Origin of the sequence: Enterococcus sp. GC34, assembly GCF_040886645.1 — a bacterium.
Lineage (GTDB): Bacteria > Bacillota > Bacilli > Lactobacillales > Enterococcaceae > Enterococcus > Enterococcus faecalis.
Window position 1 is genome coordinate 49,913 of record NZ_JBFOEF010000001.1, and the last position, 26,620, is coordinate 76,532.

Genomic DNA, 26,620 nt, shown 5'->3' on the forward strand with positions numbered 1-26,620 from the left:
CAATCTGACAGAGAAATAGCGAGTGCTTGTTTTGTTTCAAAGATTCTGATAACATAGAGTTCTTGGAGGGATAGAGATGTCAAAAAAGAATAAAGATATTGAAGTACGTGTCGAAGAAGAAAAAGCCCAATACAATGGAGCGAACGTTTTAATGAACAAATTATTTATTGGTAAAAAAGAAATCGGTCGTGTCATTCCGCAAAATGATAAAAAATTCATCATTGAAATTGATGGCAAGCAAGAAGGTACAGCAAAAAATCTGGACGAAGCCTTTGAAACAATTATTCGTCAATGGAATTTAAGTGAATAAAAAATAAATAACAATTTTTTTAAAAAAAGGGTTGCTTTTTTCTGGAAAAGATTGTATTATAACTAAGTCAGGTCGTTACAGCGACAATGACTTTTTGGAGGAATAGCGAAGTGGCTAAACGCGACGGACTGTAAATCCGTTCCTTAGGGTTCAGTGGTTCGAATCCACTTTCCTCCATTTTCTTTTTGGGGTATAGCCAAGCGGTAAGGCAACGGACTTTGACTCCGTCATGCGTTGGTTCGAATCCAGCTACCCCAGTTTTCAGAACATTTCTGGTAGAGAGATGTTCTTTTTTTGTATAATTATATAACAAAAATGAGGTAAGATTTTCCTCATGTACAGGCTAGAAAAGTTTTCATTTATATAAGAATATGCTAAAGTATTAAGAAAGAATAGTCTGGAGTTGATAAGAATGAACTTTAAAGAAAAAATTACAGAAATGGTTGAAAATGTTTACGATTTAGCACGCGATGGTAAGTATGATGTCAAAGTTGACTTAATTCCTCGTAAAAAAGGCAACATCAAAAGTGGTGTTAAAGTCACTTCTTCAAGAAATACGGCCCACAATATTAAATGGCGTTCAAAAAACTAACTCGTCTTTAACAGAAACACCGGAGCAGACAACATTATTGTCTACTCCGGTGTTTTTATTTTTCTAATTCGATGCCTAAGACAGTTAAATGTCCATTACCAACTAATTTGATAACTAATTGGGCTAAATGGTTGGGTGTCATATCCGTCTCGCTAGTCATCCACCAATGAAGGGTACCGATGAAGATAGAGGTCATGTATTCAATAACAAAATCTATCGGTACATCAATATCATTTTCGGTAATGCGCAACTGGGAAAAAATCGTCGCATATTTTTCTTCGATAATTTCAGCTAAGCGTTTTCGAAAGTGTTCGTTGAAATTATTGTCCATGATAGTTAAGAAGAAGGATTTGTTCTCTTGAATGTTAATGTAGAGCTGCGTCAGAAGTTCTTCAATGTGCTTCACGCGGACACGGTTGCCATTAACCAGTTGTTGCGAATCAAGAATAGCGGTGAAAGCACTAAGCGTAAAGGTGAAGATTGCATCATATAAATGCTGTTTGTCTTTAAAATGAGCATAAAAAGTCGCACGATTAATCATAGCTTCATCAGCAATATCCTGAATCGTCACCGCTTCGTAGCCTTTCGTTTCTACAAGTTTAAAAAAAGCTTCAATAATCATTTTTCTGGTTCGTTGTACTCTAAGGTCTGTTTTCTTTGCCATCATAAATTCCTTTCGAGATAGTCAACATTTACGGAAACTTTGTTGTTTATCTCACAAAATAGGGTAAATTGCTTGTTGCAAATCATTTAGAACCTTTCTAAAATAGGTATATCTATTATAACAAACAGTTTGTATAATAATCAACAAACTGTTGAAAAATGAAGGGGTATTTTAATTGATGGTTATGAGAGCAGGGATTGATGTTGGGTCAACGACAGTAAAATTAGTATTTTTAAATAAGCAAAATCAGCCTATTTTTACAAAATATGAACGCCATTTTTCAGATGTCAAAGCAGCAACGGAACGCATTTTAAAAGAAGGGCTAGCAAGGATTGGTGCAGACCAACCTGTGACAATGAGCATAACTGGCTCTGGTGGTATGGGGCTGGCTGAGGTATTAGGGATTCCCTTTGTTCAAGAGGTTATCGCGTGTACACGAACTGTTGAAACAATAATCCCAGAAACGGATGTTGCTATTGAACTTGGCGGAGAAGATGCAAAAATCACTTTTTTTGATGGTGCTTTAGAGCAACGAATGAATGGTAGTTGTGCAGGTGGGACAGGCGCCTTCATCGATCAAATGGCTGTTTTACTTAAAACGGATGCCAATGGAGTGAATGAATTGGCGAAGAATTATCAAACTATTTATCCGATTGCTTCCCGCTGTGGGGTTTTTGCCAAAACAGATGTTCAACCTTTAATCAATGAAGGAGCAGCGAAAGAAGATATCGCGGCGAGTATTTTTCAAGCGGTAGTTAATCAAACAATCGCCGGGTTAGCTGCTGGTCGCAAAATTAAAGGTAAAGTAGCGTTTTTAGGGGGACCTTTATTTTTCATGTCAGAATTGAGAAAACGGTTTGTTGAAACCTTAGCAATTCAGCCAGAAGATGTTATTTTTCCAGAACAACCGCAACTGTTTGTAGCAATGGGAGCAGCACTTTATTCAGAAGATGCAGCCGAATGTACATTGGAAGAATTAATTCAGCGCTTAGTGAACAGCCAGGCTACTGATTTACAGCCGAGCGACACGTTACCACCGTTATTTAACAGCGCAGAAGATTTAGCAGATTTTCGAGAAAGACACGCGCAAGCCCAAGCAACGGAGAAACCTTTATCTCAACATACTGGCGTGACCTTTTTAGGGATTGATGCAGGCTCCACAACGACAAAAGTCACATTGATTGATGAAGATGGTCATTTGTTGTTTTCTTTTTATGGTAATAACCAAGGGCAACCTTTAGAAACCACCATGACAGTACTGAAATCACTTTATCAACAACTGCCTGAAGAAGTTTTTATCGGAAAAGCGGCTGTTACAGGATATGGAGAACAGCTAATAAAAAATGCGTTAAAAGTCGATATTGGTGAAGTTGAAACGATGGCCCATTACAAAGCAGCCAACCATTTTCAGCCCGGTGTGGATTTTATTTTGGATATCGGAGGACAAGATATGAAAGCGATGACCATTAAAAATGGCGTGCTTTCCTCGATACAATTAAATGAAGCTTGTTCTTCTGGGTGCGGTTCTTTTATCGAAACCTTTGCGCAATCTTTAAAATATAATGTGAAGGATTTTGCTTTGGCCGCTTTAGAATCGCAAGCGCCGGTTGATTTAGGTTCTCGGTGTACTGTTTTTATGAACTCAAAAGTGAAACAGGTTCAAAAAGAAGGGGCCTCTGTCGGCGATATTTCTGCTGGACTATCTTATTCAGTCATCAAAAATGCCATTTATAAAGTAATTAAGGTTCGCCGACCTGAAGAGTTGGGAGAAAAGATTGTCTGCCAGGGAGGAACATTTTACAATGAAGCGGTCTTGAGAGCTTTTGAAAAAATTAGCGGTCGTGAAGTGGTTCGTCCATCTATTGCTGGTTTGATGGGGGCCTATGGGGCAGCGCTGATTGCTTTGGACGCTTATGAAATTGGGGAAGAAACCACGCTTCTTTCTTTAGAAGAGTTAGCGGCATTTACCTCTGAAAAGGAATTTACTCATTGCGGCTTGTGTGAAAACAATTGTCAATTAACGGTCACAGTGTTTTCAGATGGGCGCCAATTTATTACGGGAAATCGCTGTGAACGTGGTGCGCGAATTAAAATTAAACGAGAAGAACGCAAAGTGAATTTGGTTGATTATAAGTACCGCAAGTTATTTAAGTACCGACCTTTGCGGGAAAATAAAGCGTTTCGTGGGCGCTTGGGTATCCCTAGAGTCCTAAACATGTATGAAAATTATCCTTTGTGGCATACATTTTTTACTGACTTGGGCTTTCGGGTCGAATTATCGCCACGTTCTAATAAACAAATCTATGAACAAGGCCTTGAAACGATTCCCAGTGATACGGTTTGTTACCCAGCGAAAATGGCGCATGGACATATTCAAGCATTAATTGATGCGCAAGTGCCAATTATCTTTTATCCTGGTGTCGTTTTTGAACAGCAAGAAACAGTGGAAGCGGATAATCATTTTAATTGTCCAATTGTGCAAAGCTACCCAGATGTCATTCGAAATAATGTGGATGCCATCAGAGAGGGCCAAGTGGATTATCGAAATCCCTATCTTAATTTAGCGAATGAAGCAGCAGTTGCCAAAGTTTTAGCTGAAAATTTTGCTGATTTAGGGATTTCCTTAGAAGAAATTCAAACAGCGCTGCATCATGGTTATCAAGAATTAGCAGCCTTTAAAAAAGAAATTCAAGAAAAAGGCGAAGAAACGTTAGCCATGTTAACTGAAAAAGGCCAGAGAGGAATTGTCTTATCGGGACGACCGTATCACTTGGATCCAGAAATTAATCACGGCATTGCCGAAGTCATTACACAGGAAGGATTCCATGTCTTGACAGAAGACAGTATCTCGCATCTTGGAGACGTGCAGAATTTACGTGTGGTGAATCAATGGGTCTATCATTCTCGCTTATATGCGGCGGCTAAAGTAGTGGCTAAGACGAAAAATTTAGAACTTGTCCAACTGAATTCCTTTGGTTGCGGCTTAGATGCTGTGACAACCGATCAAGTAGAAGAAATCATGGATCGGTCTGGCAAAATTTATACAGTCCTCAAAATCGATGAAGGCGCGAATTTGGGCGCAATTCGTATTCGGTTGCGCTCCTTGAAGGCGGCTGTCAATGAGCGGGAGAAGCAACAGTTTGTTCCGCATATGCAAATGGAAGAGCCAGAGAAAATTGTGTTTACAAAACAAATGAAAAAAACACATACTTTACTGTTACCAATGCTTAGCCCGATTCATCAATCTGGATTAGTCGATGTAGCATTACAAGCTTCTGGCTATCATGTCGTCTGTTTGCCTGCGCAAGACAAAGAAGCTGTGAATGTCGGGTTAAAATATGTCAATAATGATGCGTGTTACCCAGCAATTATTTCCATCGGACAACTAGTTGAAGCTTTGGAAAGTGGTCAATATGATTTGGATAATGTCAGTGTCTTAATGACGCAAACAGGGGGCGGTTGTCGCGCAACGAATTACATTCCATTATTACGAAAAGCCTTAAATGATGCTGGTTTTTCTCAAGTTCCTGTAGTTTCAGTTTCGATGGGCAATAAAGGAGTCGAATCCAATCCAGGATTTAAATTTACGTTGCCAATGATCAAGCGCTTAGTAGTTGCCTTTTTATATGGTGACTTATTCGAACGAGTAGTTTATCGAACAAGACCTTATGAAACAGAAAAAGGAATGGTGGATCAACTGCACCAAGATTGGCTAAAAAGAGTGGAAGCCAATGTCCGGAATGGTTCGCTGACACAATTTAATCACTTCATGAAAAAAATTATTCGGACGTTTGATGAAATTCCTTTACAAGAGATAAAAAAACCAAAAGTCGGTGTGGTCGGGGAAATTTTAGTGAAATATTCGCCGACAGCGAATAATGATATCGTGCGTTTGCTAGAAGAAGAAGGTGCTGAAGCAGTTGTGCCAGATATTGTTGGCTTTATGAACTATTCTTTGTACAATCAAATTTGGAAATACGAAAATATGGGCATGTCAAAACAAAGCAAACGTTTAGCAGAATTTGCGATAAAAATCATTGAATTGGTAGAAAAACCAATGGATAAGGCATTGAGAAAATCGGTCCGTTTTGATGGCATTCATTCCATTTATGATATGGCAGCAGACGCAAGTAAAATTTTATCAATTGGCAATCATACGGGTGAAGGTTGGTTTTTAACAGCTGAAATGATTGAGCTCTTAAAACATGAGGTGAATAACATCGTTTGTATGCAGCCGTTTGGATGTTTACCAAACCATATTGTTGGAAAAGGGGTCGTGAAAGAGCTACGACGTCAATATCCGCAAGCAAACATTGCGGCGGTGGATTATGATCCAGGGGTATCTTTGGTCAATCAGTTGAACCGAATCCGTTTGATGATGGCCACAGCGAACAAGTTGTTGAAAGAAGAAAATGTAAAAAGATAATAACTAATAGCAATTCGTTTGAAAACATTTGACTTGGTCACTTTTTACTGACTAAGCCAAATGTTTTTGTTATAAAAAGAAAGCATGCAACTAGACCAACTTTGATAAAAATTCCAATTCCTCTTTTATTTATCATTTTTTGGTTGTTTACACGGTCTATACCAGTTATAATAGAAGAGGAGATGAACGAAGAGGAGGAAGCGTAAATGGTTCAAAATATACCAATTTATATTCAAATTCACGATAAAATCAAAGAAGATATTGAAAAAGGTGTCTGGAGTATCGGGGATCGTTTGCCCTCTGAGCGAGAATTAGCCTTGAAATTTGATGTTAGTCGAATGACCTTACGCCAAGCCATTCAGACTTTAGCAGACGAAGGGATTTTAGAACGAAAAATTGGTTCAGGAACATATGTAGCACGTAAGAAAGTTCAAGAAACAATGACAGGTACCACTAGTTTTACAGAAATTACCTTGTCTCAAAATCGCGTTCCTTCTAGTCGGACGGTGTCTTATTTTGTAGCGAAACCTAGTTCTAGTGAGATGGAAAAATTACAACTAGGTCCAGAAGATTCAATTTTACGAATGGAAAGAATTCGTTTTGCGGATGACATTCCGATTTGTTTTGAGGTGGCGAGCATTCCTTATTCATTGGTCTCGCAATATGGCAAATCTGAAATCACGAACTCTTTTTATAAAACACTTGAAGCCAAATCTGGCCACAAAATTGGCCATTCTAACCAAACAATCTCTGCTGTCCAAGCATCGGAACAGATCGCAGAATATTTAGAGATTAAACGCGGCGATGCGATTCTGCGTGTGCGCCAAGTATCCTATTTTGAAAACGGACTACCTTTTGAATATGTTCGTACGCAGTATGCAGGAAGTCGATTTGAGTTTTATTTAGAGAAGTAGAGAAATGATAAGTATGGAAAAATGCCGAGGAATAGGCTGAGGTAAGATATTTTAACCCCCAAAAGTTGTATCTGAAAAATACAATTTTTGGAGGTTATTTTTATGAACTTATAAGGTGGAATTCAAATTAAAATTAGTGAAAGCATCTCAATTCAAATAAATATTGAATAGAGTAGCAAGTCTGAATACCAGAAAAGTGAGATGGTTTGTCCCGCTATAAATATTGTTAAAAATAAACTTATAATAGCTGCTAGTTTATTTGCTTCTGTTCTTTTTTTGGCTGTAGTTCGTTCTTGTCCATTTTTTATATTCTTTTTTTTAATTGATAAACTGACATAAGTAATCTAGATAAAAATATCAAAAATTCAGCTTACTGACAAACATTTAATTAGCATCTAAAAAATAATCATGTAAATTAAATGAACAGCGAAAGCATCAGTTAGAGTGCTATCAATTTTTTTAAATCTACATATGATTAAAACTTGATGCTATAATGCTAGTAGTAAGGTTAATGTATACCATAGCGGTACTTGAGAAGAGTAGAAGTGTTTCTGATGAACAGATGGATTAGTGGAGATTGATACTGAACAGTCAATTGTTTAAAAAAGTGATTTTCAAACGGTAACAAAAGTATATTTAAAGGAACTCGAATTTTCAGAAAGTAGCTTCAAACTTAGTTTGAAAGAATAGCTTTCGGCTATAAAAAAGTTAAAAGGAGCCTGCCATGTTACAGAAATATATAGAAATTTTAACAAGAGACGAGGCCATCTTTCGTAAAAAGCCAGATGGAACAGAAGTAAATTATTTTCTATTTCCAGAGTTTGAAATACATATAAATAGCTTGCCAGGAAAAACTGTGCAAGGTTGGCATAGGCATCACGAAATCGAAGAAGTTTTACTTGTGCAGTCGGGAAAAGTGAAAATAGAAGAGCTAGAAAATCAGCAAATTATTTCAAGAATTTGTGCAGAAGGAGAACTTATTCGGATGCATAAAAGTCTTCATCGGATTAGTAATCCTGATACGTTATCTGCATCATTTACAGTATTTCGTTTTGTTCCACAAGGGCAAAATCAACAAGAATGCATAAAAAATGATAAAGAAGAATTCTCTGATGCGGCAGTACAACGGCTTCTAAAAATAAATGATTCGTTGTGATCGTTATTTTTAAACTTTTCTTTTCCCCCTCCTAGAAAACACAAAACCGTGGTACAATAACTTACGTAATAGACACACCTACTCCGAATGTCAAAAAAGGGCAGAAAAGTAGACAAGAAATTGTTTAAGGAGTAAAGTAAACTTACTTAAAATTTTGGGGGAAATAAAATGTATGATGTAATTATCATTGGTGCCGGTCCTGCTGGGATGACGGCAGCACTTTATGCATCACGGTCCAATCTTTCTGTATTGATGATTGAACGCGGTGCGCCTGGTGGGCAAATGAACAACACTGCTGAGGTAGAGAATTACCCAGGCTTTGATTCTATTATGGGTCCAGAATTGGCCTATAAAATGTATGAAAATGTAGAGAAATTTGGTACGGAAAATGCGTATGGCATTGTGATGGGCATCGAAGACCACGGATCCTATAAAGAAGTGATTTGTGATGACAAATCTTATGAAGCTAAAGCGGTAATTATTGCAACAGGCTGTGAACACCGAAAATTGGGTGTAAAAGGCGAAGAAGAATTTGCTGGCCGTGGTGTTTCTTATTGTGCCGTTTGTGACGGTGCTTTCTTTAAAAATAAACGCTTAGTAGTCGTTGGCGGCGGCGATTCTGCTGTTGAAGAAGCAATCTATTTAACGCAATTTGCTTCTGAAGTAGTGATTGTTCACCGTCGTGATGAATTGCGTGCGCAAAAAATCATTCAAGATCGTGCCTTTGCAAATGAAAAGATTTCCTTTGTTTGGGATACAGTTGTCGAAGAAATTGTTGGCAATGAAATGGTTGTGACAGGTGTGAAAGCCCGGAATGTCAAAACAGATGAAGTTTCTGAAATTGAAGCAAACGGCGTGTTCATTTACGTGGGGCTAGATCCATTAACAGAACCATTTAAGAAAGCTGGTATTACGAATGAGGCTGGTTGGATTGAAACAGACCAAGAAATGAGAACAAAAATTCCTGGTGTTTATGCCATTGGTGATGTCCGTGAAAAAACATTACGTCAAATCACGACAGCGGTCGGTGAAGGCGGTATTGCTGGACAACAAGTATTTAACTACATTGAAGAATTAAAATAAAAAAATGCTTTTGCCTTTAATAATAAAGGCAAAAGCATTTTTTAATAGGTTCCTTTAATGCCAAAATAAGAGCCGCGAATGGTTCCAGCTAATTTTGATTTTTGACGAGCAAATTTGAATTTTCCTTCAAATTCTGCAGGGATTGCCATACCATCTGAAAGTTTAAACCCAACGGCGCGTTTGCCTTCCTCAGCTAATGTGTACATCACGTTAACTGCTAAGCCGTTTTCATAAAATACATAGGCCATTTTTATGCCATCTAAAGTGAAAGAAGAAATTTCAAGTGGCTTGTAAGGGAAATGTAATTCTCGTTCTAATAAAATTTTTTCAATCCAGGCCAATGTTTCTGGAGCTTCAGAGGCAGGGACGGTCGTAAAGCGATGTTTGTATTTATTCCAAAAATAGCGAGCTTCATTCGCTCTTAGTCCAGCGAGAGCAGGTGCCACTGGTGAACTTTCTAAACCAATAGTAGTTACTTCTTTAAAATCAACTGTATAAACCATGAATTGATACTCCCATCTTTTCTTTTAAACTAAGTATAACGGTAGCAGGGGTAACGAACAATTATTATTACTTAAAAGAATGAAATTGGGACAGAACGATCGGCTTCAGAAAATGTTAAGCTTTCCGAAAGCGTAGGTTCTGTCCCGAAGAGTATTTTAAGATTTGGTTATTTAGTGATAAGTTATACGCTTGTACTTATTTATTGGCATCTAAGGTAACTTTTTCATCTGCCGTAGTCGTTTTAACATCTACTGTATAAACAAGTTTGTTGTTATTTTTGGTTAACTTCCAAGTCAAAATACGTGGAGAAAGTCCTCCAACTTCTTTTTTTGCTTTGGCTAAGACGTCGTTAACAGCGCCTAATTCTTTGACTTCAGCAGCTGAAAAGGCTGTCTCGTTTTCGCCAAGTTGATTTGCTTCAGTATTTTTGGTGACTTTTCCTGTTTCAGGATTCACGTAAAGTGTTTCTGTATCGTTGGTAAAGATATAGCTGTAGTCACTTTCTGGTTTTGTATCAAATTGGACATTTACTAATGGTTTACTGTTGCCGGCTTCTTTTTCGTAGATTTCAGCAGCTTGCTGCAAACTAACTTTGTACTTTGTATCCGTGACGGCATCTTTTCCTACGCCGCAACTAGCTAAAATAAAAATAGCTCCTAAAAGTGAAAAAAATAGTAAAAATGGTTTTTTTAACATGAAATTACCTCGTTTCCTTTTATTAAGTATTCACAATCACTTAGTATACGGAGGTTTTATAAGAAATACAAATAAAAAACAATCCTTTAAGAGAAATTAAAGGATTGTTTTTTTGTTATTTATTCTGCACGTAAAGCAACTGCCGCATCTTTTTTGGCTGCCATTCGGGCAGGAATATGGCCACCAATCATGGTTAAGATTGTGCTAATTACGATCAAAATAATACCGTGAATTGGATTTAAGGTGGCAACATTTTCTAAATCAGTCAGGTTATAGAGCACTGCATTGATCGGAAATGTTGCGAGAAAAGCAATCATAACACCAAGAATGCCAGAGGCAACACCTAAAATAGCAGTTTCGGCATCAAACACCCGGGTAATATCTTTTTTACGAGCTCCTAACGCTTTCAGGATACCGATTTCTTTGGTCCGCTCAATGACAGAAGTATAGGTGATAATCCCAATCATAATCATACTTGTAACAAGGGAAATCCCAGCAAATGCAATCAGCACATAGGTGATGGCATCCATTAAACCACCTGTTAAGCGGGTCATTGTTCCAGCTAAATCAGAATAGATGATTTGGTCTTTTTTATCTTTTCCTTTGTTATAAGCATCTAAATAATCAAGAATTTTATCTTTTGATTTGAAATCGTTTGGATAAATCATAATACTTGAAGGAATTTCATTCGCTCCTAAATAAGACAACAGGTTTTCTTTCGCGGAAGCATCTAATGTTTCGTTAGTCATAACGTTAGTATTGCTGGCTTCTTGCGCTTTAACAATGTCAGAGGTTTTGTTTTTGGCAATCATATTAGTTGAAAGTGCATCGCTATAAGCAATTCCAGGTGCTAATAGATTCATTGTTGAAGAATCTTTAATTCGCAAAATCCCTGAAATTGTTAATTCAGTATTTTCTGGGTTATCGTAAACAGCTTGCAAATCTTGGTTAGGAATGAAGTTGCCTGTCGGTAATTTTGTGTAAAATGCATTATTATTGGCTAATTTCATTTTTGTGCCAACAATGTCTGAAAAGGCAATCTTTTGATTATCTTTCACGTCAAAGCCAAGATTTTTTAAAGCATTAATATTGGTGGTATTGTTACTATCGACGATTAAAACGACATCGGTTTCTTTTTCTGGATAATTTCCTTCAAGCAACGAGTAATTGTCTTTTAAGAAATTGTTTTTTCCATTTTCTAGTTGTTTAGGAAAAGCAGAAACGCCGACGCCAGTTTGGGCGGCCATCATAGAAGCCATCGCGTTTGATTGGCCGTCGGGTGCATCGTTTGAAAATTTGACAGTTTGTGCTTTCCCGTTGATTTCTCTTAATAAGTTCATATTGACTAGACGAGTATAGCCGATATTATTACTTAATTCAGGATCAATGTGATTGACATAGTCAATAAACTTTTGATCAATTAAATTCGTGTGTTGCGCACGGTCCGCATCGCTAATTTTAGCAGTCACTTCTTTTTCTTTCGGGAAGGTCCCTTTTTTGTCCTGATTATTGAAACTTTCTGGATCTTGATCGGTCGCTATTTTAGAAATGGTAATCGGAAATTGCGCTAACGTTTCCGACTGAGTTTTATCAATTTGTTTTTGGAATCCTGTTGAAAGAGAAAGGACAATCGCGATACTGATAATTCCGATACTTGAAGCAAAGGCGGTTAAAAAAGTTCGCCCTTTTTTAGTGCGGATATTATTAAAAGATAAACGCAGCGCAGTCGTGAATTTCATTTTGGTGCGTTTTAATTCGAAAGGTTCTTTTTTTTCATGTTCAATATGAGGACGCGAGTCATGCCGAATTTGGCCATCTGAAAATTCAATAATTCGATCAGCGTATTCATGAGCTAATTCAGGATTGTGGGTCACCATAATGACTAATTTTTCTTTCGAAAGTTCTTGGATAAGTGCCATAATTTGCAGACTGGTTTCTGAATCCAATGCACCAGTTGGTTCATCACAAAGTAAAATATCGGGATCATTAGCTAAAGCGCGAGCAATGGCAACCCGTTGCATTTGACCGCCAGATAATTGGGAAGGTTTTTTATGGATATGGTCCTTCAAACCGACACGGATGAGTGCATCTTCGGCTTTTTGGCGTCTTTCTGCTTTTGAAATACCACTTAGTGTCATACCAAGCTCGACATTATCCAAAATCCCTTGATGACTAATTAAGTTGTAACTTTGAAAAATAAAACCAATTGAGTTATTCCGATAAGCATCCCAGTCGGCTTCTTTAAAATTTTTTGTTGATTTGCCGTTAATGATTAAGTCACCAGAATCGTAATTGTCCAATCCGCCAATCACATTCAACATCGTCGTTTTACCAGAGCCGCTGGGACCCAGAATGGCTACAAATTCTTGTTTTCGAAAAGCGACAGAGACGCCATCTAAAGCTTTAGTGGTCGTTCCGCCGACAGTATAATATTTTTTTATCTCTTTGAGTTCTAGCATATTTTTCGCATCCTTCTTCCAATTTATCAACAACACAACCTTAAGTTAGTGTATAACGTAACATAATAGTTAACAAAAATCAATCATTACCATTTGATAATCAAGTGAATTTAGTATACACTAGGTGGGAAACGAGGGAGAACATATGGATAAAGAGAAGCATTCATCAAATTTAGATATTAGTGTCTTTACTGAAATTTTTTCATATATGAGCCAATTGCTTTTTAAAGACCTAGACTTGGAGGATCTAAAATTAACAAAGTTAGACATGTTAATTTTATTAATTGTGGCAACGAATGAAGGAATCAGTATGACAGAGTTAGCCAACCAAGTAGGAACGTCGAAAGTTCAAGTGAGTCGCTCTATTGCGGGGTTAGAAGAACGAGCGATTGTTCAACGTCGCCATAATCAGGAAAATCGCCGCGTGGTTAATGTTTATACGACAAAAGAAGGCGAGAAGCTCTTTAAGCAAAAAGAAAATCAAGTAAAACAGCAACTATCTGAAACACTTAGTGTTCTTTCGTTAGAGGATTATCAAGAAGTCAATCAACACTTTTTGGCGGTCATGAAAATTTTGTCCAATTATCAAGCGCTACGAAGAAAAACGTGTAAGGAAAACAACGCCAAAAAATAAAAAACATCGTTTGGCTATAAACCAAACGATGTTTTTTCTAGCCTTTGACAGAGCCAGAAGTCACGCCTTCTACATAGAAACGTTGCATTAATATAAATAAAATAGTAATTGGAATGGCAATTAGCACACATCCAGCTGTAAAAGCCATGAATAGTGAATTAGCTGTTGATTTGGTCATCATCGAAAAGAGACCAATCGCAACGGTGTAATTTTCAACTTTATCACCCATGATAACTTTTGCGAAAATAAAATCCATCCAAGGACCCATGAAGGCGGTTAAAGAAGTATAGACAATAATTGGTTTCGATAATGGCAACGTAATTTTTGTGAAAATTTGCCACTTGTTGGCACCGTCAATCATAGCCGATTCGTCTAAAGCCATCGGAATGGTATCGAAGAACCCTTTGGCGATGTAAAAACCTAGCGCCGAGCCTGCAGAGTAAACCAGAATTAAAGCGAATAAACTTTCAGTTAAATTTAAGGCTTTTAAAATATAGTAAACGGCAATCATACTCATAAAACCAGGGAACATATTTAAAACGAGCGCCACTTTTAAAAATGGTTTTCTTAAGCGGAAACGCAACCGTGACAGCGCATAAGCCATTGCGATTGTAATAAAAGTTGATAACAGACAGCTTGCGATGGAAACGAACAAGGTGTTCAAAAACCAACGGACAAAGGGGAAGTTGCCAGTCTGATTTGTTAATAATACTTTATAGTTTTCTAAAGTGAATGTTTTGGGAATGATATAGGGAACAAATGCACCGCCTTCGCCACGAAAACTTGTTAAGATAATCCACACAATAGGGAACATCCAAAAAACTGCTAAAATGGTTAAAATGATGTAAACGCTGGTAAGTGCAGTACGTTGTTTTTTCTGGTAACTTTTTGCTTTAGCCATAAGTTACGCCTCCTTAAATGAATTCGTCCGTGTATAGGCAATTAAACTGAAGACTGCGGAGAGAATGAAGATTAAAATACCAATCACAGAGGCTAAATTGTAATCCATTGTATCGACAGTCAATTTGTATAACCAGGTAACTAAAAGGTCAGTTGAGCCTGCACCGTAGAAGTTAGAATTGGCTGGCCCACCACCTGTTAATAGATAAATGACATTGAAGTTATTGATGTTGCCAATAAACTGTTGAATCAGCGCCGGGGTCATCACAAATAGAATTTGTGGAAACGTAATACTTTTAAAAATTTGCCATTTATTGGCGCCGTCAATTCTAGCAGCTTCGATTTGATCTTCAGGGAGATTTTGGATAATCCCTGTAGAAATTAACATCGTAGCAGGAATACCAATCCACATATTGACAACAATAATGGTTAATTTTGCCCAATTCGGATCTGTTAAGAAGGGGATAGAAGAATCGATTAAGCCCCAGTTTAACAACAGAGCATTGATAGGTCCGGAACCATTTAAGAGGTTTCGCATAATTAAAAGTGAAACAAACGGAGGTACGGCCATCGTGATGACAAAAATAGTCCGCCAAAATGCTTTATATTTTAAGCCTTTTGTATTGATAAGCAAGGCTAAAATGATTCCAAAAAAGAAACAAGTTGCGGTTGCAAAAACAGCCCAAATCAAGGTCCAGCCAAGTACTGGAAAGAACGTTGAAGCCATATCGCCTGTGATTACATTACCTAAATTTGCCAATCCAACCCAAGTAAAAAGGTTTTTCGGTGGCAAATGGTTATGGTCGTAGTTGGTAAAGGCAATGGAAATCATATATAACAACGGCAAGATGGTAAAGAAAAGAACGCCTAGTAAGGGAATCGTCATTAAAGTTGCATGGAAACGTTCGTTTAACAAGCTACGTAAATCATCCATAGTTGTTGGAATTTTTTTGCCGGCTGTCTTTAATTCATATAGGTGACGGGCGCTTTTTAAATTGATTACATATAAAATGATTAGCGATAGACAGACTAAAATTGCTGCAATTCCGAATAATAATAAGAGCATTGAATTATCGCCTTCTTTTAGAACTTCAATCCCTAAAGAATCATCATATACTAATCCTTGCTGTTGGGTCCCTAGTGTTCCTAGCATCATTAATGCGTGGAAACCATTGCGGATTAACCAATAGATAAAGCCAATTTCAGCTGTTAAAAAGATGATTCCCTTTAACCACTGCTTGTTGGCGAAGTTTGCAGCACCCATAACTAAAAAAGATAGTTTTGTAGCGAAGTCGCCTTTTTTAAAGACCTCTCGAAATGACGTCTGGGCTTTCTTTTTCTTGAACATCTTCGTTCACTCACTTTCTACTTAAATAAAAAAGATAGAGGAAATGGGACAGCAGATTGAAGCTCGTCCCATTTCTTTACTCTTTTTATTCTTTTGCTTCTTTTGATGTGTCTTGGACTAATTTATCTAATTTTGCTTGATAATCCGCAGGTTTGATATTGCCTTTGTACGTATCATTGATCACTGCATCCATCGCAGGCCAGAATGAAACGATTTCTGGGATTTTTGGCATTACCACAGAGTGAGTTGGTTGCGCCATTTCTAAGATAGCTTTTGCAACAGTATCTTGTGTGATTTCTTCGTTTGTTTGTAATTTTTTGTTTGAAGGGACAAAACCGATTTCTTTGAAGTAAGTCATTTGTGATTTTTCACTTGTTAAATAGTTTGCTAATGTCATTGCGGCCAATGGTGCTTGTGTTTGTTGGTTGACAGCAAAACTACGAACGCCCAAGAAAGCTTTCATTTGTTTTTCTCCATTGCCAAAATCAATGGTTGGATAGGCAGCAGCCCCCATTTTGTCGCCAAGAGCTTTTTCTACATCGTTTTTAGACCAAGGACCAGAAAGGAAGGCATCCGTTTTGCCAGAACCTAGATTAGACAATGCTTCTGTATTTGATTGGATCACACCAGGATTATTTTTTTGATCGGCAATCCATTGTAATACTTCTATACCTTGTTGGTTATTAAAGTTGGTACCTTTTGGATCTTCGCCATTTTCACCATATAAGTAATCGCCGTTACTCATAAATAGAGGACCGAAGATATAATTTGCGCCATCTTCGCCAAAATTGGTACCGATTTTGCCTTTTTCAGTTAAAGACTTCCAAGTTTTGATTTCCTCTGGAGAATACGTATCTTTGTTATAATAAAGAACTTGTGACTCTACGGCATAAGGGTAGGCATAGACTTTGTCTTTCCAAGTGACCCCTGCAACTGCTGAGTCGATATTGTTTTCTTTGACTTCTTTTTCATATTTTGTGTTAGGGTAAATCAGACCAGCTTCTGCCATTTGACCAATTTGATCATGTGGCATCATGAAAACATCTGCGGCAGCTTTAGGATCTTTTGCAATGTCTTTTTTAGCATCTGCCGAATTTCCAGCAGTTAAGTTAACTTTAATATCGGGGTTTTCTTTTTCAAAATCGGCGACAACTTTTTTAAAGACGCCCATATATTCAGTATCAACCCATAATTTTACGTCACCAGCTGCTTTATTTGCTGAACCGCTTTCATTTTCAGCTTTCGTTTTTTCTGCACCACCACAGGCAGTAAGTAAAACCGCGGAAGCACTTAAAAGGATACCGCCCATTAAAATCTTTTTCCAATTCGCTTTCATTTTTGAACCCTCCAAAAATTATTTTTTACAAGTCTTATTATGCAACCGATTGCGGAAATAATCAAGTGTTTTTCATCTAGAAAGTTAAAAAAGTTTTTTTGTTATAAATAACATGCTGTTTATTTAAAGTGGTGTATACCACTAATTAAGCATTTTAAATAAAAAATAAAAAAGGGTATACAAATGCAATCGTTTGCGCTAAAATGTGTTCGAGTATTAGAAAATACACGAAAAGCGACAATTAAAGGAGAGAATTAAATGAACACTGCTGCAATCTACCATCGTCCAGAAAGTGAATTTGCTTATCTTTATACAGAAGAAACCATGCATATTCGTTTGCGTACGGCAAAAGGCGACATTGCCTCTGTCCAATTAGTGCAAGGAGATCCTTATCTTTTAGGGAAAGAAAAGTGGTACCAACAGTCGTTAACCATGGAGAAGTTAGTATCTACGGAGTTATATGATTACTGGTTTATTGCATTAAGTGCAAAATTTAAACGCCTTTCATATGCTTTTACTTTAGTAGGGACGGATGGCTTGACGGCGTTTTATGGCGAACACGGCATTTATCCTTTAGAAGAAAAGTATTTAGCGATGGCGAATAATTATTTTCGGATGCCGTATTTTCATGAAATCGATCGTTTTAAAGCACCTGAATGGGTAAAAGAAACGGTTTGGTATCAAATATTTCCAGAGCGTTTTGCAAATGGTGATCCCGCCAATGATCCTGAAGGGACGTTGCCGTGGGGATCTAAAAGACCAGATCGACAAGATTTTTTTGGTGGGGATTTGCAAGGGGTGCTAGATCATCTTGATTACATTGAAGATTTAGGTGTTAATGGCTTATATTTTTGCCCGATTTTTGAAGCGTTTTCTAATCACAAATATGATACGATTGATTATTTAAAAATTGACCCAGCTTTTGGTGATGGCGCTATCTTTAAGTGTTTAGTCGAAGAGTGTCATCGACGGGGCATTAAGATTATGTTGGACGCCGTTTTTAATCATATGGGGGACACTTCGCCTCAATGGCAAGATGTGTTAAAAAATGGCCAGGACTCAATTTATGCCGATTGGTTCCACGTAAATGAGTTTCCAGCTAGCTATGAAGAAAGTGCTGATTTTGAAGAAGCAAGCAACATTACCTATGATACTTTTGCATTCACTCCGCATATGCCTAAATTAAATACAGCAAATCCAGAGGTGCAAGCTTATCTTTTAGAAATTGCTCGTTATTGGATCGAGGAATATGATATTGACGCCTGGCGTTTAGATGTGGCAAACGAAGTGGATCATGCGTTCTGGAAAAAATTCCGGCAAACATGTGATGACGCAAAAGAAGATTTTTATATTTTAGGAGAAATTTGGCACTCGTCGCAAAGCTGGCTCCAAGGAGACGAATTTCATGCAGTGATGAATTATGCATACACAGATGCGATTATGGGCTACTTTGTCAAGCAAGAACTGTCATTGGAAAAGATGCTTTCTGAAATGAACAACCAGTTAATGCTCTATCGACAACAAACGAATCAAATGCAGTTTAATGTTTTAGATTCCCACGATACACCACGCTTATTGCATGAAACGAAAGAGGATAAAGAGCTGATGCGCCAAGTATTAGCGTTTACGTATATTCAACCAGGCGTCCCTTGTCTTTACTATGGTGATGAAATTGGTATGACAGGTGATATGGATCCTGATTGTCGTCGTTGTATGGTTTGGGAGGAAAATCAGCAAGATTTGGATTTGAAGGAATTTGTAAAATCATTGATTGCCCTTCGCAAAAAGTATGCGGCTGTTTTTTCTGGTGGAACAATCGATTGGGCAGGAACTTCTTTTGAAACGGGGTTGATTAGACTCGCTTGTCGTTTGGAGGAACAAACGATCTATGGGATTTTTAATACTGGCCAAGAGACACAATTTGTTGATAGAACTGATCGAGAAGTTTTGCTAAGTTCTTCTATCGAAATTGCTTCAGAACAGATAATGGTTTTACCAAAAGGTTTTCTTTTATATCAAGCATAATAATTAAGCAAAGGAATGTGAAGAAGAATGGAAAAACATTGGTGGCAAGAAGTCGTGGTTTATCAGATTTATCCTCGCAGTTTTAAGGATAGCAATGGAGATGGCATTGGAGATTTACCAGGAATTATTGAAAAATTGGATTATTTGGAAACGTTAGGCATTGGGGCTATTTGGTTATCACCAGTTTATCAATCACCCAATGATGACAATGGTTATGACATTTCTGATTATGAAGCGATTATGACAGAGTTTGGGACGATGGCGGATATGGATCGTCTAATTGAGGAAGCGAAAAAGCGAAAGATTGAAATTATTATGGATTTAGTTGTTAACCATACGTCAGATGAACATCGTTGGTTTATTGAAGCGAAAAAAAGCAAGGAGAACCCCTACCGAGACTATTATGTATGGGCTGATCCTGCTTCAGATGGCGGTGTGCCTAACCGATTGAAATCTGCCTTTTCGGGTTCGGCGTGGACGTTTGATGAAGCGAGTGGGCAATACTATTTGCATTTGTTTAGTAAAAAACAACCAGATTTAAATTGGGAAAACCAACAAATGCGTCAGTCGGTTTACGAGATGATGAATTTTTGGATTGATAAAGGAATTGGCGGTTTCCGTTTAGATGTAATTGACTTAGTGGGTAAAATTCCAGGAGAAGAGATCACCGCGAATGGACCTCATTTACATCGTTATTTACAAGAAATGAACGCCGCGACATTTGGAGGCAAAGAGCTGTTAACTGTAGGTGAAACATGGGGGGCCACACCTGAAATTGCAAAAATGTACTCTAGTCCAGAGCGTCATGAATTATCTATGATTTTTCAGTTTGAACATATGAGCTTGGATCAACAACCAGGTAAAGAAAAATGGGACCTTCAGCCAATGGAAGTTGCCAAGTTGAAACAGGTTTTTGCAAAATGGCAAACAGAATTAGGAAATGATGGCTGGAATTCTTTATTTTGGAATAACCATGATTTACCGAGAATGATTTCACGTTGGGGAAATGATCAGGAACATTGGTTGGAAAGTAGTAAGTTATTCGCTATTTTACTGCACATGATGAAAGGCACACCTTATATTTATCAAGGGGAAGAAATTGGTATGACCAATACGCCGATTACAGATATTCGTGAAGCACGGGATATCGAAACAATTAACATGTACCATGAGTATTTGGAAAAAGGATATTCTAAAGAAGAAATTTTGCTGAAAATTAATACTAAAGGTCGCGACAATGCACGCCGGCCTATGCAGTGGACCGCTGAAAAAAATGCGGGCTTTACGACTGGTACACCTTGGATTGATGTTAATTCCAATTATCAAACGATTAACGTCGCTGCTGCTTTGGCAGATAAAAATTCACTATTCTATACGTACCAAGAAATGATTCGTTTGAGAAAAGAACATCCTTTAATTGTTTGGGGCAACTTTGAATTGCTGGAAACGGTGGACGAAGTGATCAGTTTTTATCGTACCTATGGTGAGGAACGCTGGCTTGTTGTAACGAACTTTTCTGACAAAGTTCAGCCATTTTCTGCAGACGTTCATGTAGAACAAGTAATGATTGAAAATATGCCGACAGATGTCACTGCTTTAGCAGACTATTCGTTAGCGCCTTGGCAAGCATTTGTTGTGAAAGTGAGTCAATAAGATGGAACAATGGTGGAAAAATGCTGTCGGTTATCAAATTTATCCTCGGAGTTTTAAAGATAGCAACGGGGATGGCATTGGTGATTTGCGGGGAATTATTGAGAAATTACCGTATTTAAAAGAACTAGGGGTCGATTTTTTATGGTTAAATCCGATTTACACTTCGCCAAACGTTGACAATGGTTATGATATTGCGGATTATCAAGGGATTCAGCCAGAATTTGGTACGATGGAAGATTTTCAAGAACTTTTGGATCAAGCGCATCAATTAGGTTTGAAGATTATTCTTGATCTGGTAGTCAATCATACCAGTGATCAACATCCGTGGTTTGTTGAAGCGAAAAAAAGTTTAGATAATCCGTATCGTGAGTATTATTTATGGGCCGATGCGACACCAGAACGTATGCCGAATGAATGGCAAAGCTTTTTTGGTGGCTCGACTTGGACGTATGACGAGGGTACAAAGCAAGCATATTTTCATGTGTTTGCAAAAGAGCAACCTGATTTGAACTGGAAAAATCCTAAAGTTCGTGAAGAGATTTATGCGATGATTCGCTGGTGGTTAGATTTGGGAATTGATGGTTTCCGATTGGATGCGATTAGTCATATCCAAAAAGAACCTTGGGATTTTAAAATTACCACGAATCCATGGGCTCCCTTTATGAATGTAAAAGGCATTGAAGACTATATGCTGGATTTGAAAGCTATTTTTGCTGAGTATGACATCATGACAGTGGGGGAAGCTAGTGGCGTTTCAAGTAAAAAAGCGGTGGAATGGACCAATGATGCGGGCTATCTGAATATGATTTTTGAATTAGAGCACAATGTTCGAGAAGGAAAGCCAGGAGAAGAACGGTTAAATATTTTAGGCTATAAAAAAGTAATGGCGCGCTGGCAAAAGCATTTAGGGACAGAAGGCTGGAATGCATTATATGTAGAAAATCATGATAATCCCAGAATCAATTCGATTTTAGGCAATGAAACCTCTCATTCTGCTAAGGCGATTGGAACAATCGCCTTGCTCTTGCGAGGAACGCCGTTTATTTATCAAGGACAGGAAATCGGCATGGTTAATTATCCGTTTCAACAGATTGACGAGTTAGATGCTAAAGATTCTCATAACCATTATCGTTTGCTTATAGAAAGTGGCTACGATGCGAAACAAGCATTAAAAGAAGTGGCGCATTGGACGCGGGACCATTCGCGTACGCCTATGCAGTGGACGAGTCAAGAGGCAAGTTCATTCACCTCGGGGCATCCGTGGTTAGCAATTCATCCCAATTTCAAAGAAATAAATGTGGCTGACCAAGAAACGGATGCACAATCCGTGTTGAATTATTATAAAAAGTTAATTGCGCTGCGGAAAGAAAATTCAGTCTTTACAGATGGACAGTTTGAACTATTAGCGCCCAATCATCCGTCTGTTTTTGCTTTTTTAAGAAAAACAACTGAGGCAACAGCGTTAGTGATTGTCAATTTAAGTGGAGAAAAGTGCCAATTTGACTTGCCAAATAAATTACTAGGCAGAAAGTGGCAACAATTGTTAGGGAATCAAGATTTTACAGTGGAGAAACGAATGCAGTTAGCACCTTATCAGGCAGGAATCTTCCAATAACTGATTTGTTCTATAACGAGTGTAAGAGGCTTACTTTTAAGTAGGACTCTTGCACTCGTTTTTAGGAACTTCAACAACCGAGAGACTTCATAAATAATTGAATTTTTACAGAAATGCGTTATACTTACTTTGGGTAAGTTATTTAATTTTATGAAAGTAGGAGAAATGATGCCGAAAACACGTGTAGAAGCATTTACAGATGCAGTCATTGCGATTATTTTAACGTTATTAATTTTAGAATTAAAAATTCCTGAAAAAGCAGATTGGTCTGCTCTGACCCAATCTGGACACAAAATCATTATTTATTTAATTAGTTTTGTTACTTTATTGATTTATTGGAACAATCATCATCATTTATTTCAAAGCGTCCGTAAAATTGATGGACGTGTCCTTTGGATGAATAATTTTTTAATTTTGACGTTGACGTTTTTCCCGTTTGTTACTGGTTGGGTAGGTGAACATCCGTTTTCTTGGCCGCCACAAGCTTTGTATGGCTTAGTAGTATTAGGAGCTGATGTTGCTTATTATCTAGTGGTGCGGGCATTGATTCAGGCAAATGGGCCCAAATCCGAAGTACAACGTTTGTTTGGCCACTATCCAAAATTAACGCTTTCGATTGTGTTGAATATTATTGCGTTGATTGTGGGTAAAATGGTAGCGCCAATCGCTGTCCTGATTATTGATACGATTGTTTTAGTCATGTGGTTTATTCCTGAGCGAAAAGCAGAAATAAAGGAAACTTTAAAGTAGTTATTTTTTATTTATAACAAAAAAGTCATAAATCTTTTGACAAGAATGTCAAACTCCTCTATTATAAGAAGTGGATAAAAACTGAATAATTGTTAGGTGAGGCTCCTATTTGGACAAATGCTGCTGCCGCGAAAGGATCGAGAGACCCTTAGTTGGTTGAACAGGAATAATCGTGAAGGTTATTCATAATGTAGCTGATACATGTTATCTACGCCCTATAGTGCTAAAGCTCAACGATAGAGAATCTTATTTAAAGATGGTATTTTGGGACGTACTCTATTGTTGAGTAGGTCCTTTTTTGTGTGTTTGGCAAAAAAGCAATTATTCACTGGAAGTATAAATAAGAAAAAGAAAGGATGACTGTCATGGAAGACCCTGGAAGTGAACAGAGAAACAAAATACAGTCACCAACGAAAGGAGAAGATTTTAGTACTCTTTTCGGCAGGTGACCACAACCTTGGAGGAAAAGAAAATGATGAACAAAAAAACAATGGATATGAGAAAAGCAACCAAAGATCAAGAATTACGTAAATTGGCGTTGCTTTCTGAACGGGAATTAATGATGGAATTACGGACATCTGAAAAAGGACTCTCGAATGAAGATGCCGAAAAAAGATTAGAGGAATTTGGACCAAACGAAGTTTCTGCACAAAAGCCAACCCCAGCAATTATTTTATTTTTAAGTGCATTCAAAGATCCATTTGTCTATGTCTTAGCCTTATTGATGGTCGTTTCAACTTTAACGAAAGATTTCGAAGCCGCTATCGTGATGGGCGTGATGATTTTAGCCAGTGTCTTGATTGCTTTTATACAAGAATATCGTTCGCAAAAAGCGAGTTTGGATTTAAAAGAATTAATTGAAAACACCGCTGCAGTGACACGGGAAGGGATTACGAAAGAAATTCCAATGGACGAAATTGTTCCAGGAGACATTGTAACTTTAGCTACAGGAGACATGATTCCTGCAGATGCCGTGTTGATTTGGACCAAAGATTTATTCGTTAATCAATCGTCGCTAACAGGCGAATCCATGCCTGTCGAAAAATTTGTGGATGCAGGTGTGGATCGTCAACAAACAGAGGTTTCTGCATTAGATATGCAAGACCTAGTGTTTATGGGCACAGATGTCTTGAGTGGACAAGGAAAAGCGATTATTTTAAAAACTGGGCAACATACATTTTTTGGTGATATTGCTAAAAATGCTACGACGCAACGAGGAAAAACTAGTTTTGACTTGGGCTTAGCAAAAGTCAGTAAGTTTTTATTACGAATGGTAATGATTTTGTTTCCAATCGTTTTCTTGATTAATGGTTTAACTAAAGGTGCTTGGGGCGAAGCATTTTTCTTCGCGATTGCCGTTGCAGTTGGTTTGACACCAGAAATGTTGCCAATGATTGTTACGAGTAACTTAGCCAAGGGTGCATTATCCTTATCGAAACATAAAGTCATTGTTAAAGAATTAGCGGCTATCCAAAATTTAGGTGGTATGGATGTGCTCTGTACAGATAAGACTGGAACGATTACCGAAGATCGTGTAGTTTTGGTTCAACATTTGAATCCATTAGGTGATTTGAGTGACGAGGTTCTAAATTTAGCCTACTTAAATTCTTCTTATCAAACAGGTTGGAAAAATTTAATGGATATTGCCGTTATTAATTTTTATGAAGAGCATCAATGGAAAACGCCGTTTAAAAATGTCACTAAAATTGATGAAATTCCTTTTGATTTTTCCAGACGCCGCTTAACGGTTGTCGTGAATGCAGATGATCATCAATTGATGATTACGAAAGGCGCCGTGGAAGAAATGGAAGAAGTGTGCACGCATGCGCAAATTAATGGCGAAATTGTACCATTAAGCACTGCTGTACGAGAAGAACTACGCCGAGTGAATGTTCAAATGAACAAACAAGGGATGCGTGTGTTAGCGGTAGCTGTAAAAAAAGATGTCCATAAAGAAGCAGTTTATTCAGTTGAAGATGAAAAAGAGATGACATTGATTGGATTTATGGGTTTTCTTGATCCAGCAAAAGAGTCAGCTGTCAGCGCTATCCGCTCCTTACATGAACATGGTGTCAACGTGAAAGTGCTAACGGGCGATAATGACATTGTCGCCAAAAAAGTCTGTAAAGATGTAGGCATTGAAGTTTCCCATGTGTTATTAGGTTCTCAAATTGAAGCAATGACAGATGAAGAGTTGCGGGCGCAAGTAGAAGAAACTAATTTATTTGCCAAATTAAATCCAATGCAAAAATCTAAAATTATTGAATTGCTACAAGCAAAAGGTCATACGGTTGGTTTTATGGGGGATGGGATTAACGATGCACCAGCATTACGAAAAGCTGATGTGGGCATTTCAGTAGATACTGCAGCTGATATTACTAAAGATGCTAGTTCGATTATTTTACTGGAAAAAAGTTTAAATGTACTGGAATCTGGTGTGATTGAAGGACGAAAAGTATTTAGCAATATGATGAAATATATTAAAATTACTATCAGTTCTAATTTTGGGAATGTCTTTTCAATTTTAGTAGCCAGTGCCTTTTTACCATTCCTACCAATGCTTTCCTTACAACTCTTGATTCAAAATTTGATTTATGATGTGGCTCAGTTGACAATTCCTTGGGATAATGTCGATGAAGAAGAGTTATTAAGCCCTGTTCGTTGGGAAACAAACGGCCTAGCGAAATTTACGGTATGTATTGGCCCGGTAAGTAGTATTTTCGATATTCTAACGTATCTTGTCATGTGGTTTGTGTTTAGCGCCAATAGTTTGGCCACTCAACATTTATTCCAAACAGGTTGGTTTATGGTGGGACTTGTTAGTCAAACGTTAGTTGTTCATATGGTCCGGACGCGGAAAATACCATTTATTCAAAGTCGTGCGTCAATGCCTGTGATGCTAAGTAGTTTAGGTGCAATCTTACTCGGTTTCTTGATTGTAGCAACGCCCATAAGAGAGGTTTTTGACTTTGTGAAACTTCCGGCTAACTACTGGCCATGGTTCTTTGGAATCATCATTGCGTACATGTTAACTGTTGAAGTAGCTAAACGTTTATATATTAAAATTACCAAGGAATGGATTTAGTAAAATCTACTGAAAGAGAAAAGAATTTGCTAAGCTGTATTACTCGTTTTGCGAAAATTTGGTGATTTTAGGCAATGAATGTTCGTGATAAAACCTAAGGTAAAGTATTTAGCAAAAAAACGAGCCAAAAAAAAATAAAAATTAACGAAAAAAACTTTGTTCTCTAAAAAATAAAAAACCGCATGCTGAGTAGGTTACTCGGCTGACGGTTTTTATTTTTTGGTTTTTTCAAGATAATTTTCATGAAAACGCAAAGTTCGGAAATCAGATTACTAGCCAGCTCGGGGATGAGGGGGCTCGAATTAATAGAACTGTTATATAATATTTTCAAAATAGAATATAACAGTTGGGAGAAAAATAGTACAGAAGAAGTGTGGAACAGAAACCGTTTTCTTGTTTGTGAAAATTATCACTAAACCGCAAAAACATGCGGTTTTGCTCTTTTGTGAAAAAATGAAGAAATTAGAGTT

At 37.6% G+C, this 26,620-nt stretch carries 19 protein-coding genes, 2 tRNA genes and 1 riboswitch; of the genes, 14 read left to right on the top strand and 7 right to left on the bottom strand.

Going from position 1 to position 26,620, the window contains the following annotated elements; genetic code table 11:
* Positions 1-76 precede the first annotated feature (76 nt).
* From AB3I72_RS00260 to AB3I72_RS00275, 4 genes are all read left to right on the top strand, one after another.
* Entirely contained in the window at positions 77-310 is a 234-nt protein-coding gene (locus AB3I72_RS00260) for a DUF2969 domain-containing protein (protein WP_002357806.1), read from the top strand.
* 96 nt (positions 311-406) lie between these two features.
* Positions 407-487, top strand: a tRNA-Tyr gene (locus AB3I72_RS00265).
* Positions 488-496: 9 nt separating this feature from the next.
* Positions 497-568, top strand: a tRNA-Gln gene (locus AB3I72_RS00270).
* Positions 569-722: 154 nt separating this feature from the next.
* Positions 723-902 carry a hypothetical protein gene (locus AB3I72_RS00275; protein WP_002357804.1) on the top strand — a complete coding sequence of 60 codons (180 nt, stop codon included), beginning with the start codon at positions 723-725 and terminating at the stop codon, positions 900-902.
* A gap of 55 nt (positions 903-957) precedes the next feature.
* Here the strand turns inward: AB3I72_RS00275 and AB3I72_RS00280 are convergent, their stop codons facing one another.
* A complete protein-coding gene (locus tag AB3I72_RS00280) occupies positions 958-1,569 on the bottom strand; it encodes a TetR/AcrR family transcriptional regulator (protein WP_181035472.1) in 612 nt (203 codons plus the stop codon).
* Positions 1,570-1,744: 175 nt separating this feature from the next.
* On the opposite strand from AB3I72_RS00280, the gene AB3I72_RS00285 reads away from it, so the two are divergent.
* From AB3I72_RS00285 to trxB, 4 genes are all read left to right on the top strand, one after another.
* On the top strand, positions 1,745-5,992 hold the full coding sequence (locus tag AB3I72_RS00285) for a 2-hydroxyacyl-CoA dehydratase (protein ID WP_025186299.1): 4,248 nt from the start codon (positions 1,745-1,747) through the stop codon (positions 5,990-5,992).
* A gap of 206 nt (positions 5,993-6,198) precedes the next feature.
* Positions 6,199-6,906, top strand: a complete 708-nt coding sequence (locus AB3I72_RS00290; RefSeq protein ID WP_002357800.1) for a GntR family transcriptional regulator — start codon at positions 6,199-6,201, stop codon at positions 6,904-6,906.
* 724 nt (positions 6,907-7,630) lie between these two features.
* Complete coding sequence (locus tag AB3I72_RS00295) at positions 7,631-8,062, top strand: cupin domain-containing protein (protein ID WP_086280710.1); 432 nt, start codon at positions 7,631-7,633, stop codon at positions 8,060-8,062.
* Positions 8,063-8,230: 168 nt separating this feature from the next.
* Complete coding sequence (trxB, locus tag AB3I72_RS00300; RefSeq protein ID WP_002357780.1) at positions 8,231-9,145, top strand: thioredoxin-disulfide reductase; 915 nt, start codon at positions 8,231-8,233, stop codon at positions 9,143-9,145.
* A gap of 41 nt (positions 9,146-9,186) precedes the next feature.
* Here trxB and AB3I72_RS00305 read toward each other — a convergent pair whose 3' ends face one another.
* The 3 genes from AB3I72_RS00305 to AB3I72_RS00315 form a co-directional block, all read right to left on the bottom strand.
* Complete coding sequence (locus tag AB3I72_RS00305; RefSeq protein WP_086280708.1) at positions 9,187-9,648, bottom strand: phage tail protein; 462 nt, start codon at positions 9,646-9,648, stop codon at positions 9,187-9,189.
* Positions 9,649-9,844: 196 nt separating this feature from the next.
* Positions 9,845-10,345: a plasmid sex pheromone cAM373 precursor gene (camE, locus tag AB3I72_RS00310; RefSeq protein ID WP_002366593.1), complete on the bottom strand. Its 501-nt coding sequence runs from the start codon at positions 10,343-10,345 to the stop codon at positions 9,845-9,847.
* Positions 10,346-10,464: 119 nt separating this feature from the next.
* On the bottom strand, positions 10,465-12,804 hold the full coding sequence (locus AB3I72_RS00315) for an ATP-binding cassette domain-containing protein (RefSeq protein ID WP_368023388.1): 2,340 nt from the start codon (positions 12,802-12,804) through the stop codon (positions 10,465-10,467).
* A gap of 124 nt (positions 12,805-12,928) precedes the next feature.
* Between AB3I72_RS00315 and AB3I72_RS00320 the strand changes: the two genes are divergently transcribed.
* Positions 12,929-13,438 carry a MarR family winged helix-turn-helix transcriptional regulator gene (locus AB3I72_RS00320; RefSeq protein ID WP_002365578.1) on the top strand — a complete coding sequence of 170 codons (510 nt, stop codon included), beginning with the start codon at positions 12,929-12,931 and terminating at the stop codon, positions 13,436-13,438.
* 37 nt (positions 13,439-13,475) lie between these two features.
* Here the strand turns inward: AB3I72_RS00320 and AB3I72_RS00325 are convergent, their stop codons facing one another.
* The 3 genes from AB3I72_RS00325 to AB3I72_RS00335 all read right to left on the bottom strand — a co-directional run bounded on the left by AB3I72_RS00325 (position 13,476) and on the right by AB3I72_RS00335 (position 17,022).
* On the bottom strand, positions 13,476-14,339 hold the full coding sequence (locus tag AB3I72_RS00325) for a sugar ABC transporter permease (RefSeq protein WP_002360454.1): 864 nt from the start codon (positions 14,337-14,339) through the stop codon (positions 13,476-13,478).
* 3 nt (positions 14,340-14,342) lie between these two features.
* Positions 14,343-15,686 carry a carbohydrate ABC transporter permease gene (locus tag AB3I72_RS00330; RefSeq protein ID WP_002357775.1) on the bottom strand — a complete coding sequence of 448 codons (1,344 nt, stop codon included), beginning with the start codon at positions 15,684-15,686 and terminating at the stop codon, positions 14,343-14,345.
* An 85-nt stretch (positions 15,687-15,771) separates the two neighbouring features.
* On the bottom strand, positions 15,772-17,022 hold the full coding sequence (locus tag AB3I72_RS00335) for an extracellular solute-binding protein (protein ID WP_002395113.1): 1,251 nt from the start codon (positions 17,020-17,022) through the stop codon (positions 15,772-15,774).
* Between the two features lie 258 nt (positions 17,023-17,280).
* Here AB3I72_RS00335 and AB3I72_RS00340 point away from each other — a divergent pair, with 258 nt between their 5' ends.
* From AB3I72_RS00340 to mgtA, 5 genes are all read left to right on the top strand, one after another.
* A complete protein-coding gene (locus AB3I72_RS00340) occupies positions 17,281-19,047 on the top strand; it encodes a glycoside hydrolase family 13 protein (RefSeq protein ID WP_261998332.1) in 1,767 nt (588 codons plus the stop codon).
* Between the two features lie 27 nt (positions 19,048-19,074).
* On the top strand, positions 19,075-20,700 hold the full coding sequence (locus tag AB3I72_RS00345) for an alpha-glucosidase (protein WP_002419788.1): 1,626 nt from the start codon (positions 19,075-19,077) through the stop codon (positions 20,698-20,700).
* 1 nt (position 20,701) lies between these two features.
* Positions 20,702-22,315 carry an alpha-glucosidase gene (locus AB3I72_RS00350; protein ID WP_261998331.1) on the top strand — a complete coding sequence of 538 codons (1,614 nt, stop codon included), beginning with the start codon at positions 20,702-20,704 and terminating at the stop codon, positions 22,313-22,315.
* A gap of 168 nt (positions 22,316-22,483) precedes the next feature.
* Positions 22,484-23,065: a TMEM175 family protein gene (locus tag AB3I72_RS00355; protein ID WP_010715145.1), complete on the top strand. Its 582-nt coding sequence runs from the start codon at positions 22,484-22,486 to the stop codon at positions 23,063-23,065.
* Between the two features lie 81 nt (positions 23,066-23,146).
* A riboswitch (M-box (ykoK) riboswitch) is annotated at positions 23,147-23,314 on the top strand.
* 196 nt (positions 23,315-23,510) lie between these two features.
* On the top strand, positions 23,511-26,150 hold the full coding sequence (mgtA, locus tag AB3I72_RS00360) for a magnesium-translocating P-type ATPase (RefSeq protein ID WP_002382269.1): 2,640 nt from the start codon (positions 23,511-23,513) through the stop codon (positions 26,148-26,150).
* Positions 26,151-26,620 lie beyond the last annotated feature (470 nt).